This window comes from Mycobacteriales bacterium (genome assembly GCA_035690485.1).
Taxonomy (GTDB): domain Bacteria; phylum Actinomycetota; class Actinomycetes; order JAFAQI01; family DASSKL01; genus DASSKL01.
Genome location: DASSKL010000008.1, coordinates 1 through 15,612 on the forward strand (window position 1 = coordinate 1; position 15,612 = coordinate 15,612).

The 15,612-nt window shown below is 72.4% G+C and carries 15 protein-coding genes; all 15 read right to left on the reverse strand.

Features of this window, described 5'->3' with window-relative positions; all coding sequences use genetic code 11:
• Nucleotides 1-290: 290 nt before the first annotated feature.
• A complete protein-coding gene (locus VFJ21_01040; GenBank protein ID HET7405706.1) occupies nucleotides 291-701 on the reverse strand; it encodes a putative toxin-antitoxin system toxin component, PIN family in 411 nt (136 codons plus the stop codon).
• Nucleotides 702-974, reverse strand: a complete 273-nt coding sequence (locus tag VFJ21_01045) for a hypothetical protein (GenBank protein ID HET7405707.1) — start codon at nucleotides 972-974, stop codon at nucleotides 702-704.
• Nucleotides 975-1,012: 38 nt separating this feature from the next.
• Entirely contained in the window at nucleotides 1,013-1,945 is a 933-nt protein-coding gene (locus tag VFJ21_01050) for a tyrosine-type recombinase/integrase (protein ID HET7405708.1), read from the reverse strand.
• A 102-nt stretch (nucleotides 1,946-2,047) separates the two neighbouring features.
• Nucleotides 2,048-2,920, reverse strand: a complete 873-nt coding sequence (locus VFJ21_01055; protein HET7405709.1) for a DUF72 domain-containing protein — start codon at nucleotides 2,918-2,920, stop codon at nucleotides 2,048-2,050.
• 141 nt (nucleotides 2,921-3,061) lie between these two features.
• Nucleotides 3,062-4,750, reverse strand: coding sequence for a DEAD/DEAH box helicase (locus tag VFJ21_01060; protein HET7405710.1), 1,689 nt, complete (start codon nucleotides 4,748-4,750; stop codon nucleotides 3,062-3,064).
• 12 nt (nucleotides 4,751-4,762) lie between these two features.
• Nucleotides 4,763-5,407, reverse strand: a complete 645-nt coding sequence (locus VFJ21_01065) for a phosphoribosyltransferase (protein HET7405711.1) — start codon at nucleotides 5,405-5,407, stop codon at nucleotides 4,763-4,765.
• Nucleotides 5,408-5,416: 9 nt separating this feature from the next.
• The gene (locus tag VFJ21_01070; GenBank protein HET7405712.1) at nucleotides 5,417-6,736 is read right to left on the reverse strand and encodes a heterodisulfide reductase-related iron-sulfur binding cluster; all 1,320 of its coding nucleotides are present in this window, start codon (nucleotides 6,734-6,736) and stop codon (nucleotides 5,417-5,419) included.
• Nucleotides 6,736-7,806 carry an FAD-binding oxidoreductase gene (locus VFJ21_01075; GenBank protein ID HET7405713.1) on the reverse strand — a complete coding sequence of 357 codons (1,071 nt, stop codon included), beginning with the start codon at nucleotides 7,804-7,806 and terminating at the stop codon, nucleotides 6,736-6,738. Before VFJ21_01075 ends, VFJ21_01070 begins: the two co-directional genes overlap by 1 nt.
• Nucleotides 7,806-9,278, reverse strand: coding sequence for an FAD-linked oxidase C-terminal domain-containing protein (locus VFJ21_01080; GenBank protein HET7405714.1), 1,473 nt, complete (start codon nucleotides 9,276-9,278; stop codon nucleotides 7,806-7,808). Before VFJ21_01080 ends, VFJ21_01075 begins: the two co-directional genes overlap by 1 nt.
• Entirely contained in the window at nucleotides 9,271-10,869 is a 1,599-nt protein-coding gene (aceB, locus tag VFJ21_01085) for a malate synthase A (protein ID HET7405715.1), read from the reverse strand. The genes VFJ21_01080 and aceB overlap by 8 nt, the downstream gene beginning before the upstream one ends.
• Nucleotides 10,870-10,944: 75 nt before the next feature.
• A complete protein-coding gene (locus VFJ21_01090) occupies nucleotides 10,945-11,715 on the reverse strand; it encodes an SRPBCC family protein (protein HET7405716.1) in 771 nt (256 codons plus the stop codon).
• 27 nt (nucleotides 11,716-11,742) lie between these two features.
• Nucleotides 11,743-12,342, reverse strand: coding sequence for a nucleotidyltransferase family protein (locus VFJ21_01095; protein HET7405717.1), 600 nt, complete (start codon nucleotides 12,340-12,342; stop codon nucleotides 11,743-11,745).
• Nucleotides 12,343-12,352: 10 nt separating this feature from the next.
• Nucleotides 12,353-13,459 carry an XdhC family protein gene (locus tag VFJ21_01100; GenBank protein ID HET7405718.1) on the reverse strand — a complete coding sequence of 369 codons (1,107 nt, stop codon included), beginning with the start codon at nucleotides 13,457-13,459 and terminating at the stop codon, nucleotides 12,353-12,355.
• Nucleotides 13,452-14,600 (reverse strand): VWA domain-containing protein, encoded by a 1,149-nt coding sequence (locus tag VFJ21_01105; GenBank protein HET7405719.1) that lies wholly within the window; start codon nucleotides 14,598-14,600, stop codon nucleotides 13,452-13,454. The genes VFJ21_01100 and VFJ21_01105 overlap by 8 nt, the downstream gene beginning before the upstream one ends.
• Nucleotides 14,593-15,516 (reverse strand): MoxR family ATPase, encoded by a 924-nt coding sequence (locus VFJ21_01110; GenBank protein ID HET7405720.1) that lies wholly within the window; start codon nucleotides 15,514-15,516, stop codon nucleotides 14,593-14,595. Before VFJ21_01110 ends, VFJ21_01105 begins: the two co-directional genes overlap by 8 nt.
• Nucleotides 15,517-15,612 lie beyond the last annotated feature (96 nt).

A 15,612-nucleotide genomic window follows, 5' to 3' on the forward strand; every position in this document is an offset into this window, starting at 1 on the left:
AGCCGCGACGGCTACGGGATCGATCGGTGAGTCCGCCATGACTCCCGAACAGCGGGCACTGAGGGCGCGGATCGCCGCTCATTCGCGGTGGGCGACTCAGGACCGCCGCGAGGGAACTGCGGCAGCGCGCGCCGCGTTCGCCGATCGGTTCGAGCGCGAGGTCGACCCGGACGGGACGCTGCCGCGTGATGAGCGGTTGCGCCGGGCCGAGAGTGCCCGCAAGGCGTACTTCGCTCGGTTGGCACTCGCGTCGTCCCGGGCCCGGCAGGAGCGCAAGAAGCGCAGCGCTCCTAGCGCTCGACCTGCGCGAGAAGCCCCGCCGGAGTAAGCACCGCGACTCCTGCGTCGCTGATTTCGAGGAGGTGCTCATCGCCGGACACGATCGCGTCCGCGCGGCTGGTCGCAGCGAGCGCGAACAGGTAGTCGTCGTCCGGGTCGCGGGTCATCGCCGGGGCGTCCACGGGATCGTCGTGGAACTCAGCGAGCGCCGCGACCGCCGATACGAACCGGCGGGCGTCGTCGACACTGAGCCATCGACGGAACTTGCGCCGCCTCAACACCTCGCTGAGCTCATCGACCAGGCGGGGGGACGCGACGACAGTCCAGCGACCTTCCGTGGCGGCGATGAGCAATCGACCGCAGGTGCCGTCTGGTGCGATGACCGCCGCGACGAGCACGTTTGTGTCGGCGACCACCCGCATCTATCGACTGCTCCGTCGCGCCTTCCGAGCTTTGGCAACTTCGTCGAGCGCTACCTGCATGGCAGTTGAGTTGGCGGCTGGTCCGCGCTTCGCAACCCGTTGCATCACCGCGCGCACCTCGGCTGCGGCTGTCTTGGCGGCGTCACCTTGCAGGTAGGCGCGGAGCGCGTCTTCCACGACGTCGCTCTCACTGCGCGCCGACGACGCGGCGACGACCTTCGTCGCGGTGAGGACGTCGTCGTCCAAGTAGACGGTGGTCTTCCGGCGAGCCATGGCAGCCACCTTACCGTCATGACGTCATGACGGCAAGGTCAGAGCCGGTCCCCCAGCGCCAACCGGCGGTGCGCCTTGCGAGCCCGCTCCGCCGCCAGGGACGCGCCGTAGCGCCGGAGCATGATCGGCGATGTCCAGCCGGCCAGTTTCATCAGGTCGCCTTCGCTGCCGCCGGCCTCGAGCCAGGCGTGGGCGAACGAGTGACGCAGCTGGTGCGGGTGGATCTTGCCCAGGCCGGCGGCATCAGAGCGCTCGCGCAGCATCTTGTAGATGGCGCCCTTCTTCATCGGCCCGAGGCGTCCGATCCAGAGGTGCTCGTCGTCGGCACGCGGATGCTTCATCCGGCGTCGCAGGTAGCGGTCGATGGCCCTGGCAGTGGCGTTGCCGAACGGCACCACCCGAGGCTTGGCTCCCTTGCCCATCACCGCGCAAGTGCCATTTGTGATGTCGAGGTTATCGAGGGTCAGGTCCGCGAGCTCGGACAAGCGAAGGCCAGAGTCGAGGAACAGCCGCACGATCGCTTCGTCACGCACGTCACGAAAGTCGGTGCGGCTGAACTGCTTCACGAGCTTGCGCATCTGGTCGACGGTCAGCGCCTCCACCTGGGTCTGACCCGGGGACGGCAGCGGCATCCCGTCGAGTGGGTTGCGGGCTACCTCCTCCTCGAGCACCAGCCAGGCGAAGAACCGGTCGACGCCACAGTGCCGGCCGCGTCGCGTGTCCTGCGACGCACCGGAATCGACGAGGTGAGCGAGCCACGCGCGGCAATGGTCACGAGTGACGTCGGCCCAGTCCGTGACCCGTGGCGGGTGACCGTCTTCCGGCAGCGCGTCGAGCCAGGCGGCGAACAGCCGCACCGACCCGCCGTAGTTGGTCAACGTCGCCGGGCTCTTGCCCTCGGCGCGCAGCTGCAGCATCCAGGAGTCGGCGAGGGTCTTGAACGACGGCGGCATCGGCACGCGAGCGGGCATAATTCGCCCCCTTTCAGAGGAGGCGAATTTATCAGCACTAGGAGCGCTCTGCTATCGCAACTCACCGACCTGTGGAGAGATCTCGGACAGTGTTTCCGCAGGTCAAGTGCCGTTTAGCAGGTCCGCCAACTGCCTCGCATTGGTCTGCGCGTAGTTGCGGTAGCAGTTGTTCAGGAGCACATGGGTTTCCGCAGCCGACTCGGCGAGCTGCTGCACCTTGGGCGCCCACTCCAGCAGTTCCTGCTCCGAGTAGAGGTAGCCGAACCGCTCGTAGATGTCGCGCGAGTCCCACTTGTCGCTGTGCCCGTGGAAACGCACGACCGCCAAGTCTCCTGACGTGGCGGCGACGACCGGCGGGATCGACGACGGGTAGCCCTGCGGCATGTCGACGCACACGTACGGCACGGCGTAGGACGTCAAGAAGTCCAGCGTCTCCGCCGCGTTGTCCTCCGACATCCAGGTCTTGTTCCGGAACTCCACGCAGATGCGGTAGGGCTCGCAGCGTCGCTTGCACTCCAGCACGTAGGTCTTGTTGGCGCGACCGATCGGAAACCACTGGGGAAACTGGAAGAGTACGGCGCCGAGCTTGCCCGCCTCGTGCAACGGCTGCAGCGCGGAGACGAACCGCTCCCACACCTGGTCGACCATCGCGTCATCGCAGTCGCGCAGGTAGACGTTCTTCTTCGTGTCGGGACGGAGGTCCTTGTAGATCGCGCCCGGCCGGGTCGGGTGGTGCGTGAGCAGCGAGAAAGCCTTGACGTTGAAGGTGAAATCGGGCGGCGTGCGGGCGGCCCACAACTCCGCGGTGCGCTCGGCCGGGGGCGAGTAGTAGGTGCTGTCGACCTCGACGAGCGGGAACTGCGAGGCGTAGTAGGCGAGCCGCGCCTCCGGCGTGTCGGCGTCGGGCGGGTACCAGCCCGAGGCGAGCAAGGTCTTGTCGGTCCACGACGCCGTGCCGACCTTGACCTCGCCCACCGCCGCAGCCTAACGACGTCCCGGGCCTGCACAGCGCAAGATCAAGAGCCCTGGATCGGTACGCCGGCCGGCGGGTCGCACCGAAGGGGGACCCCGATCATGGACCGAGCGGTTGGCGACCCGGTCGGCCGAGGGGCGTGGTCAGCGCAGGGACCACCGGCGGATGGCGGCGATCCGCTCCTGCAGCTCGGCTGCGGTCGCCCGCGAGACGGCGGGACCGCCGCAGATCCGCCGCAGCTCGGCATGGATCGAGCCGTGCGGCCGGGCGGTGCGGTGGTGGTAGGCAGCGACCAGGCCGTTGAGCTCGCGGCGAAGTCCCGCGATCGTCTCGTGGGTCGTCATGGGTTCCGGCTCGACGGCAACGGGGACCGGGCGCAGCTTGGCCTGGCGTTGCCGCAGCAGGTGGGCGACCTGGTCGGGGTCGAGCAGCCCGGGCAGACCGAGGAACTCCTGTTCCTCCTCGCTGACCGCGCCGGTGCCGAACTCGGCCCCGTCGAACAGCAACCGGTCGAACGACGCGGACGCCTCGAGCGCCTCGAAGCCGGGCAGCTCGTCGGTCGCCTCCGACTGCTCCCGCCGCGCGGCCTCCAGCAGGTCGTCGTCGAGCCCCGGCGAGGAGCCGTCGGCGAGCGCCAGCACGTGGTCTCGTTCGGCCTCCAGCTCGGCCGCGAGGGCGAGCAGGACGGGCACGGACGGGAGGAACACCGACGCGGTCTCGCCCCGCCGGCGCGCGCGGACGAATCGGCCCACCGCTTGAGCGAAGTACAGCGGCGTCGAGACGCTGGTGGCGTAGACGCCGACCGCAAGCCGCGGGACGTCGACTCCTTCCGAGACCATCCGGACCGCGACCATCCACCGGTCGCTCGACCGCGAGAACAGCGCGATCTTCCGGCTGGCCTGCGGGTCGTCGGAGAGCACGACCACCGGCGGTTCGCCGCAGATGCGCCGCAGCAGCAGGGCATAGGCCCGGGCCGCGGCGTGGTCGGACGCGATGACCAGCCCGCCCGCGTCGGGCATGCCGCCCGCACGCACCTGGGCGAGCCGCTGGTCGGCCGCGCGCAGGACCTGCGGCACCCACTCCCCCGCCGGGTCCAGCGCGGTGCGCCACGCCTGCGCGGTTTGCTCCTCGGTGAGCGGCTCCCCGAGCCGCGCGGTCATCTCGTCGCCCGCCGACGTACGCCAGCGCATCTCGCCGGAGTAGGCGAGGAACAGGACCGGCCGCACCACGCCGTCGCGCAGGGCGTCGCCGTAGCCGTACGACGAATCCGCGAGCGACCGCAGGGCGCCCGCGCCGTCACGGGCGTAGGCGACGAAGGGGATCGGGTTGGTGTCGGACCGGAACGGCGTGCCGGTGAGCGCCAGCCGGCGCGCGGCCGGCTCGAACGCTTCCCGCACGGCATCACCCCACGTCAGGGCGTCGCCGGCGTGGTGGATCTCGTCGAGGATCACGAGGGTGGAGCGGGACTCGGTCCGGGCCCGGTGCAGCAGCGGCGCCACACCGACCTGCGCGTAGGTGAGGGCGACGCCGCGGTAGTCACGGGAGGTGCCCCCGTCGCTGTTGCGGAACTCCGGGTCGAGCGCAATGCCGTGCAGGTGAGCGGCCGCCGCCCACTGTCGCTTGAGGTGCTCGGTGGGCGCGACGACCGTGATCCGCTGGACGACCCCCTCGGTGAGCAGGCGCCCGGCGAGGTCGAGCGCGAAGCGCGTCTTGCCGGCGCCCGGGGTCGCGACCGCCAGGAAGTCGCGCGGACCGCGGGCGAAGTAGGCGTCGAGCGCGGCGATCTGCCAGGCGCGCAGGGCAGCAGCGACCGGAAGGGGAGAAACGGACATGGGAGCCCGAGGCTAACCCGGCGACCCACCGTCTCCGTGCAGCAACGCGCGGACCTCGTCGTCGGTGGTCTCCCTGAAGTCGCGGTAGTGGCTGCCGACCGCGGTGAAGTCCGCCGGAGTCGAGCAGCAGACGACCTCGTCGGCGATCGTGCCGAGCTCGCGCACCGACTGAGCGGGCGCGACGGGGACGGCGACGACGACCCTGGCCGGCTCGTACCGGCGCGCCGCCTCGACCGCCGCTCGCATCGAGGCGCCCGTGGCCAGGCCGTCGTCCACCAGGATCACGACGCGCCCGGTGAGGGACAGCGGGGGCCGCTCACCGCGGTAGATCTCCTCCCGCCGCCGCAGCTCGGCGCCCTCCTCGGCGGCGACCCGTTCGACCGCCTCCTCGCTGATGCCGGCGGCGCGCAGGACCGGATCGTTCATGACCCGGATGCCGCCGCTCGCGATGGCGCCCATCGCGAGCTCCCGGTGGCCGGGTACGCCGAGCTTGCGGACCACGAACACGTCGAGCGGCGCGACCAGCACACGGGCGACCTCGGCGGCCACCGGGACGCCGCCGCGCGGCAACCCGAGCACCATCACGTCGGCGCGGTGGGCGTAGCCCGCGAGCGAGCGGGCCAGCTCGCGACCGGCCTGGGCACGGTCGTCGTACACGCCGGTGCCCTACCCGCCGGCGCGGGCCAGCAACTCCCCGGCCCCCGCACCGCGGATCGACGCGTCGAGGACTTCGACCGTGTGCGCGAGCGGCAGCGGCCGGCCGGCGCGACGCAGCGCGGCGTCGATCTGCATGAGGCACCCGGGATTTGCGGTCACCAGCAGCGCGGCGCCGGTGGAAGAGACGTTGGCGGCCTTGCGGTCGCCGAGAGCACGCGCAGGGTCGGGCTCGAGGATGTTCCAGACGCCGGCCGACCCGCAGCACACGTCGCCCTCGGGGATCTCGCGCAGGTCCAGTCCCGGGATGCCACGCAGCAGCTCCCGCGGCTGGGCACGCACGCCCTGCGCGTGGCCGAGGTGGCAGGCGTCGTGGTAGGCCGCCGTCAGCTCGACGGGGTGCCGCTCGGCCCGCGGGCCGAGCTCGGCGAGCAGCTCGGCGACGTCGCGCACCTTGGCGGTGAAGGCCGCGGCCCGCCCGGCCCACTGCGGATCATCGGCCAGCAGCTCGGCGTACTGCTTCATCGACGAGCCGCAGCCCGCGACGTTGACCGCGACGTAGTCGACGTCGAGGTCGGCGAACGACTCGACCAGCCGGCGGGCGAACGCGCGGGCTTCATCCTCGCGCCCGGTGTGCAGGCTCAACGCGCCGCAGCAGCCCTGCTCCGGCGGCGCGAGCACGTCGCAGCCCTCGGCGGCCAGCACCCGCACGGTCGCCGCGTTGACGCCGGGGAAGAACTCTCGTTGCACGCAGCCGAGCAGCATGCCGACGCGGGCCCGCCGCTCCCCCGCCGCAGGCGTGTACGCCGGCACCGGTGCTGCCGCCCGGACGACGGGAAGCAGCTCCTCCATCGCGCCGAACGTCGGCGGCAGCCGGTCGAGCAGCCCGCTGCGCCGCACCAGCCGGCCGAGCCCGCTGCGCTGGTAGGCGCGCAGCGGGGCGCGCAGCCGGCGCAACCGCGAGGGGTAGGGGAACAGTGCGAAGATGGCTTCGCGCAGGGCGCGCTCGCGCCGCGGGCGGTCGTAGCGGCGCTCGACCTGGGCGCGGGTTGCCTCGATGAGCCTGTCGTACTGCACGCCGGACGGGCACGCGGTGACGCAGGCCATACAGCCGAGGCACTGGTCGAAGTGCGGCACCAAAGGCTCCAGCGGTGCGCCCTCCAGGCCCTGATGCATGAGGTGGATGCGCCCGCGCGGGGAGTCCATCTCCTCGCCCCACAGCAGGTAGGTCGGGCACGTCGGCAGGCAGAAGCCGCAGTGCACGCAGTCGTCGATGAGCTCACGCGACGGCGGATGGTGCCCGTCGAACGCCGGCTGCGGTGCGGACGCCATCAGATCCCTCCGACGAACCGGCCGGGGGCCAACCGCCGCTGCGGGTCGAAGCGTTCCTTGACCCGCCGCATCAAGGCGAGCCCGGCCACCGGGCCCCACGGATCCACCCGCCGCCGGTCCTCCTCCGAAGCATGCAGCACGACGACGCTGCCGTCGTGGCCCGCAATCGCCTCGCGCAGAGGTGGCACGTCGTCGACCGCGGCCAGGGCGGCGTAGAGCACCCCGACGCCGGCGGGTCCGGACACCCGGGTCGCGCCGGCGGCACGCAGCGCCTCGAGCACCTGCGGCACGGCCGCGACCTCGGCGGCCACCTTGATGCCGACCTCACCTTCGCCCCACGGCCGCGACCCGAACCCCTCGGGCACCGTGCCGGCGATCTCGCCGCCGATCGCCTCGGCCATCGACGCGGCCCGCGCGCCGACTCCCGCCTCGACGCCCTCGATCAGCACCGTCACCCGGCCGTCGGCATAGTCGATGGCGGAGGCGACGGCCTGCGAGTGCAGCGCACCGGCCACGGCGCGGCCCACGTCGGCCGGCGTCGGCGTTTCGACGACGACGACCGCGCCGGCCTCCGGCAACGGGTGCAGGCGGAAGGTCAGCTCGGCGAGGACGGCCAGGGTCCCGTAGGACCCGCAGAACAGCTTGCACAGGTCGTATCCGGCGACGTTCTTGACGACCTTGCCGCCCGCGCGGGCGACGGTGCCGTCTGCGAGCACGAACGTCGTGCCGATGAGCAGGTCACGTGGACCGCCGTACAGCAGCCGTCGAGGGCCGGTCGCGGCCGTCGCGACGATGCCGCCGAGCGTGGCGCCCGCCTCGGGCGGGTCGAGCGCGAGCCACTGCCCGGCGCCGGCGAGCGCCGCCTGCAGGTCGGCGAGGCGCACTCCCGCCTGCGCGGTCACGACGAGGTCACCCGCGGCGTGGTCGACGATCTCGCGGAGGTCGGCGACGTCGAGGTAGGCCGACCCGTCCGGCGCGCCTCCCCAGTCCTGCTTGCTGCCGCCACCGCGCACGACGAACGGGCCGGGAGCCGACCGGACGGCCTCGGCCAGCTCCGCTACCGAGCGCATCAGAACATCTCCGCGCGGCCCTGCGCGACCAGCGGATGCACGCCACGCCTCGGCCCCGGCGCCTCCCCGCACAGCCGCGGCGTCGGGAAGACCTTGCCCGGGTTGCACAGGTGCTCCGGGTCGAACGCGCACCGGAGCAGCTGCATGACGTCGAGGTCGGTCGCGCTGAACATGCGCGGCATGTGGTGCTTCTTGTCGCTGCCCACGCCGTGCTCGCCGGTGATCGACCCGCCGTGCGCGATGCACGCGTCGAGGATCGCGCCCGCGACCTCCTCGGCGCGCTCGGTCTGGCCCGGCTGCGTCGCGTCGAACAGCACCAGCGGGTGCAGGTTGCCGTCGCCGGCATGGAAGACGTTGGCGACGCGTACGCCGTTGCGCTCGGCGATCTCGCCGATCTCACGCAGCACCTCGGGCAGGGCGGTGCGCGGGATCACGCCGTCCTGCACGTAGTAGTCGGGGCTGATGCGGCCGACGGCGGCGAATGCGGACTTGCGCCCCCGCCAGATCAGCCCCCGCTCGACGTCGTCGGCGGCCACGCGCAGCTCGAAGGCGCCGGCGTCGGCACAGATCTGCCGCACCCGCGCGAACCCCGCCTCGACCCCGGCGGCGGGTCCATCGAGCTCGACGATCAGCACCGCCCCGGCGCCCGCCGGGTAGCCGCACCGCACCGCGGCCTCGGCGGCCTCGATCGCCAGCGCGTCCATCATCTCGACGGCGGCCGGCACGATGCCGGCGGCGATGATCGCGCTGACGGCGGCACCTGCGTCGTCGGTGTGCGCGAAGCCGGCAAGCAGCGTCTGCACCGCCTCGGGCGAGCGCAGCAGCCGCACCGTCACCCCGGTCGTCACCCCGAGCGTCCCCTCGCTGCCGACGAACGCGCCGACAAGGTCGTAGCCGGGGCGCTCGACCGCCTTGCCGCCGAGGCCGACCAGCTCGCCGTCGGGCAGCACCACGTCGAGACCCGTGACGTGGTTGGCGGTGAAGCCGTACTTGAGGCAGTGGGCGCCCCCGGAGTTCTCGGCGACGTTGCCGCCGATCGAGCAGACCTGCTGGCTCGAGGGGTCAGGCGCGTAGTAGTAGCCGTCGGGCAGCGTGGCCCGGCTGACGTTGAGGTTGATCACGCCCGGCTCGACGACCGCCCGCTGGTTGGCGAGGTCGATCTCGACGAGGCGAGTCAGCCGCGACAGCACGATCAGCACGCCCTCGGCGTGCGGCAGCGCGCCGCCGGACAACCCCGTGCCACTGCCGCGCGCGACGAACGGCACGCCGTAGGCAGCGCAGCGGCGTACGACGAACCGCACGTCTTCCGCGCTCGACGGCAGCACGACGAGGGCGGGCACCACCCGGTAGGCCGTCAGCCCGTCGCACTCGTAGGTGCGCAGCTTCTCCGGATCGGTGTAGACCGCATCGGCGCCGAGCCGCGCGGTCAGCTCGGCCGCGAGTGCCGCGAGATCTGCCGCCGGTTCAGTCAAGCCGGTCGTAGGCCGGCAGGGTGAGGAAGGTGGTGAAGTCGTCGGCGAGCGCGACCTCTTCGAAGATGTCGCGGGCTTCCTTCCACCGGCCGCTGTCGTAGGTGTCGCTGCCGATCTCGTCGCGGATCGCGGCGGTCGCCTCGTCGGCGGTCCGGCGCACGAGGTCGGGCGTCACCTGCTCGCCGGTGTCGGCGAGCGACGCTCCGTTGTGCACCCACTGCCAGACCTGCGAGCGGCTGATCTCGGCGGTGGCAGCGTCCTCCATGAGGTTGTGGATCGCGGCAGCGCCGTTGCCGCGCAACCACGACTCGATGTAGCGGATGCCGACGTCGACGTTGGTGCGCAGGCCGGCGCTGGTGATGTCGCCGGGCGTCTCCTTGGCGGCGAGCAGCTGGTCGGCGACGACGTGGACCTCGGGACGCTTGCGGTCGATCTGGTTGGGCTTGTCGCCCAGGACCTTGTCGAACTCCGCCTGGGCGGTCGGCACCAGGTCGGGATGCGCGACCCAGGTCCCGTCGAAGCCGTCGTTGGCCTCGCGCTTCTTGTCGGCGGCGACCTTCTCGAGCGCGACCTTGTTGATCTCCGGGTCCTTGCGGCTCGGGATGAATGCCGCCATGCCGCCCATGGCGAACGCCTCGCGCTTGTGGCAGGTCTGCACGAGCAGCTCCGTGTAGGCGCGCATGAACGGCACGGTCATCGTGACGCTGTTGCGGTCGGGCAGCATGAACTCCGCGCCGCGGTCACGGAACGTCTTGATCATGGAGAACATGTAGTCCCACCGGCCGGCGTTGAGCCCGTAGGAGTGGTCGCGGAGCTCGAAGAGGATCTCGTCCATCTCGAACGCCGCGGGGATCGTCTCGATCAGCACGGTGGCGCGGATCGTGCCGCGCGGCACGCCAAGGGCGTCCTGGGCGTGGTTGAAGACGTCGTTCCAGAGCCGCGCCTCGAGGTGCGACTCCATCTTCGGCAGGTAGAAGTAGGGCCGGGTGCCTTTGCCGATCAGGCGCTTGGCGTTGTGGAAGAAGAACAGCCCGAAGTCGAAGAGCGAACCGCTCACGGGCTTGTCGTCGACCAGCAGGTGCTTCTCCGGCAGGTGCCAGCCGCGCGGCCGCGGCATCAGCGTGGCGACCTCGTCCTTGAGCTTGTAGTCCTTGCCCTCGGGCGAGGTGAAGTCGATGCGCCGCTCGATGGCATCCGTCAGGTTGATCTGCCCCTGGATCATGTTGCTCCAGTTGGGCGTGTTGGCGTCCTCGAAGTCGGCCATGAAGACCTTCGCGCCGGAGTTGAGCGCGTTGATCAGCATCTTGCGCTCGGTCGGCCCGGTGATCTCGACCCGGCGGTCCTGCAGATCGGCGAGCGGGGCGACCCGCCACGAGGTGTCGGCGCGGACGTCCTTGGTCTCGTCGAGGAAGTCGAGGCGGCCCGTGTCGGCGGCCTGCTGGCGCCGCTGCTGCCGGCGGGCGAGCAGCTGCTCGCGCGTCGCGCCGAACCTGCGCTGCAAATCGGCGACGAACGCGAGCGCCTCGGGTGTGAGCACCTCGTCGTAGCGCTCGCCACTGCGTCCGAGCACCTTCGCCTGCGTGTCCGCCATCGTGACGGCGCCTCCCTCGTGTTGCGGTCGAACTCTCACCCTGACACACCGCCGCGAACCGGCGGCAACGCGCTGCTAGCGCCGACGGACCAGCCAGAAGAGCAGCGCGAGCACGGCGGCGACGCCGGCCACCGGAAGCAGTCGCTTGACGACCGGAGCACCGGCGGTCTCGAACAGGTCGATCGCCTCGGCGCTGCGCCGCGGCTGCGGGCGGCTGGTCGGGATCGCCCCGCCGGTCGGTGCCCCCGTGGGTGCCGCCGCGTCGCTCACCCGGCTGATCGGGGTGGCCGGCGCAGGCGCCGGGTCAACGGGCGCCGCCGCCGTGGCTGCTGCCGCGGGTTCGGCGGCGGCAGCCTCCGCGGGTGCGCGCTCGGCCGCCGCGCTCTCGCTCGCCTCGGCGCCGCTGGCCTGGATCTCCTCGGAGAGGCAGTCGGCGAACTGCTGGATCAGCTTGGCGCTGACGTCGGCCATCACACCGCGGCCGAACTGCGCGGGCTTGCCGGTCACGTTGAGGTCGGTGACGACCTTGACCTCGGTCTGGTCGCCCTGCTCGTGCATGGTCATCGTGACCGTGGCCTTGGCCGTGCCGCTGCCCCGCGACTCCTTCGCCGCCCCCTCGATGACGGCGCGCCTGGCGGCCTCGTCCTTCTCGATGAACGTCGCGGTGCCCTTGTAGGTCACGGTGATCGGGCCGACCTTGACCTTGACCCGCCCGTTGCTCGTGTCGCCGTCGACGGAGTCGAGCGTCGCTCCCGGCATGCACGGCGCCACCCGCTCGACGTCGAGCAGCACGCGCCAGGCCACATCGGCCGGCACGGGGACGGTGAACGAGTTCTCGAGCTGCATTCCCTCTCCTTACCCAGCGACGTCCGGTTACCCAGCGACGTCCGGCGGCTCGCTCGCGAGGCGGGCCAGGTCCGCGGGGGTGTCGATGTCGCTCTCGGAACCAAGATCCTCGCACGGCACGAGGACGACCCGGTCGGGGTGTCGACGCAGCCAGACCCGCGCGCCCGCGTCGCCCTCCGCCAGTGCGGCCACCTCGGCCCACGTCGAGGCGTCGAGGAGCACCGGGTTTCGCGGTTGCCGGTCGTACGTCGCGACGGCCGCCTCCGCGCCGGCCCGCCAGGCGTCGACCAGCCGCTCGACCAGCGCCGCGCTGACGTGGGGCTGGTCGGCGAGCGCGACGACGGCTGCCTCGGCGGTGCCGGCCAGGGCGGCCAGGCCGGCCTGCAACGAACTGCCGATGCCCTCGGCCCAGCGCGCGTTGTCGACGAGCGTGGCGGGCAGCCGGGCACGGCGGCGTACGTCGTCGGCACCGGCACCCAGCACGACCACGACCGGGTCGCAGCCGGCCTCGGCGAGGATCCGCGCGCCGCGCTCGACGAGCAGCTCGTCGCCGAACCGGACCAGCGCCTTGGGGCCGCCGAAGCGGCTACCGCCACCGGCTGCGAGCAGCAGCCCGGCCACCCTCATCCGCAGCCGGTCATCCGTGGACGGCCGCGCGGTCCTCGTGGATGCGACCGGACGTCTCGGACAACGGCTGCCCGGAGCCGCCCCAGCGCCGCTGGATGATCTCGGCGGCGATCGAGACAGCGGTCTCTTCGGGGGTGCGCGCGCCGATGTCGAGGCCGACCGGCGAGGACAGACGGGCGATCTCCGCGTCGGTCATGCCGATCTCACGGAGCCGGCGCAGCCGGTCGTCGTGCGTGCGCCGGCTGCCCATGGCGCCGATGTAGGCCGCGGGACGGCGCAGCGCGAGCTCGAGAAGAGGTACGTCGAACTTCGGGTCGTGGGTGAGGACGGCGATGACCGTGCGCTCGTCGGTCGGGGTGCGCTCGAGGAACTTGTGCGGCCACTCGCAGACGACCTCGTGCGCCTCCGGGAACCGCTTGCGGGTCGCGAAGACGGGCCGCGCGTCGCAGACCGTGACGTGGTAGCCGAGGAAGACGCCGACCCGCGCCATCGCGCCGGCGAAGTCGATCGCGCCGAAGACCAGCATCCGCGGCGGCGGGTTGAACGCCTGGACGAAGACGGCGACCTCGTCGACGCGGCGCTCGCCGCGCGGGCCGTAGTGCCGGGTGCCGGTTTGGCCCTGGGCGAGCATGCCGCGCGCATCGTCGGTGACCGCCACGTCGAGGCCCTCGTTGCCGAGCGATCCCTCGGCCCGGTCGGCCCAGACGGCGACCTGCCGGCCGAGCGGGGCGCCGTCGACGACGGTGGCCAGGGCAACCGGTTCGTCGCGGCCAAGCGAGTCCATGACCGGCCCCAGCAGGCTGCCGCCGCGGACGGGCTGGACCAGCACGTCGAGGATCCCGCCACAGGTGAGCCCCACGGCGAAGGCCTCGTCGTCGCTGATGCCGTAGGTCTCCAGCACCGGTTCACCGGACGCGAGCACGGACTGCGCGACCTCGTAGACGGCGCCCTCCACGCACCCGCCGGAGACGCTGCCGACGACCTCGCCGTCCGCGCTGACCGCCATCACGGCACCCGGCTGGCGGGGCGCCGACCCGCGGATGCCGACGACCGTGGCGACGGCGTAGGCCGTGTCGCTGTCGTGCCACGCCTTGAGTTGGTCGAGCACCTCACGCATGGGTGACCTCTCTCCTGCCGGCTCCGGCGACCACGGCGGCGAGCCGCTCCAACGCGGCCAGGCTGTGGCCCTCCACGAAGTCATCGACGCTCGGCAGGGCCGCCGCCATTCCCGCGGCCAACGGCGCGTAGCCGGGGCGCGCCTTGCGCGGGTTGGCCCAGACGACGCGATGGGCCAACCGGTGCAGCCGGGCCATCTGCTCGCCGAGCAGGGCGGGGTCGCCGCGTTCCCAGCCGTCGGAGAGCACGACGACGACGGCGCCGCGGGCCATGCCGCGCTGCCCCCACACGTCGAGGAACGCCTTGAGCAGCTCACCGAGCCGGGTGCCGCCGGACCAGTCGGGGATCGCGTGGGCGGCCGCCGCCATGGCGGCGTCGGCGTCACGGTGGGCCATCTCGCGGGTGACCCGGGTGAGCCGGGTGCCGATGGTGAAGACCTCGGTCGGCGCCCGCCCGCGGTGGCTCGCGGCGTGCGCGAAGCGCAGCAGCGCGTCGGCGTAGGCACTCATCGAGCCGCTGATGTCGACCAGGAGCACCACGCGCCGGGGACGTTCCCGCCGGTCCCGGCGGGCGAGGTGCGGGGTCTCGCCGCCCGCGCGCAGCAGCAGCCGCATGGTGCGCGCCTGGTCCACCCGACCGCGGTGCGCCCGCGCGAGCCGGCGGGTGCGCCGCCGCTCGCCCGGCAGGGAGAAGGCCGCGAGCAGCCGCCGCAACGCGGCCCTGTCGGCGGCGTCGAGGCTCGCGATGTCACGTTCGCGCAGCACCTCGGTGGCACTGGCGGCAGCCGGCAGCGCGTCACGCTCCGCACCGGCATCACCCCCCGTCGCCGGCTCCGCGTCGGGTGAGGCGACCAGCCGCAGCTGCGGCCGCTGCGCCGCCTGCTGCGGCGCGCGCGGAGCGGGCCGTTCACCGAAGTACGTCGCGAACACGTCGTCGTAGCGCGCGATGTCGTCGGCGCTGCCGCACAGCGTGAGCCGGCCGGCCCAGTAGACGTCGCTGCGACGCGCACCGTCGAGCCGGTCGAGCGCACGCACCATCTCGTGCACCCGGTCCGGCGTGGCCTCGACGCCCGCGGCGCGCAGCGTGCGGGCGAGACCGACGACCGTGTCGGTCACGTCGTAGGCCGCGCCGCTATCACCCACCACGCGCCTCCGCGAGCAGCCCACCGAAGTCCAGACCGCGAGCGCGGTCCTGGTCCTCGCGGTACTTGAGCACGCTGCCGAGCGTCATCGTCGCCAGATGCGGGTCGAGCCGCTGCGCACCGAGAGCGAGCAGGGCCTCGGTCCAGTCGAGCGTCTCGGCGACGCCGGGCGGCTTCAGCAGGTCCTGCCCGCGCAGCTGCTGCACGGCGTGGGCGACCTCGGTCGCGAGGCGCTGCGTCGCCTCGGGCAACCGGCGTCGCACGATCGCGACCTCGCGCTCGAAGGACGGGTGCTCGACCCAGTGGTAGAGGCAGCGCCGCTTGAGCGCGTCGTGTACCTCGCGAGTGCGGTTGGAGGTGACGATCGCGACCGGCGGCACGTCGGCGTGCACGGTGCCCAGCTCCGGGATCGAGACGGTGAAGTCGGACAGAACCTCGAGGAGGAACGCCTCGAACTCGTCGTCGGCCCGGTCGACCTCGTCGACCAGTAGCACGCTCGGAGAGGTCTCGAGCGCCTGCAGCAGGGGCCGGGCGACCAGGAAGCGGCGGCTGTAGAGCTCGTCCTCGAGCTGCTCCACGTCCTCCTGCTGGGCGCGGCCGGCCGCCTCGGCCGTGCGCAGGTGCAGCAGCTGGCGCGGGAAGTCCCAGTCGTAGAGCGCCTGCGCAGCGTCGATGCCCTCGTAGCACTGCAACCGGATCAGCGGCGCGCCGAGGATGTCGGCGAGCGCCTTAGCCAGTGCGGTCTTGCCGACCCCGGCCTCGCCCTCGAGGAACAACGGCCGCGACAGCGCGAGGCCGAGGTAGGCCGCGGTAGCCAGCCCGTCGTCGGCGAGATAGCCGTGGTCGTCGAGCAGGCGACGCAGGTCGTCGGGCCCCTCGACTCCTTCGGGCAGCAGTCCGCGTCGCTCGGCTGACATGCCTCCAGTCTGCTCCCCCTGCGATCTTCCGGCGCATCCCCCGGGACGCTTCCCGACGTCTTCTGCCGCGTTGTGGGGGTCGATAGGGATCCTCGG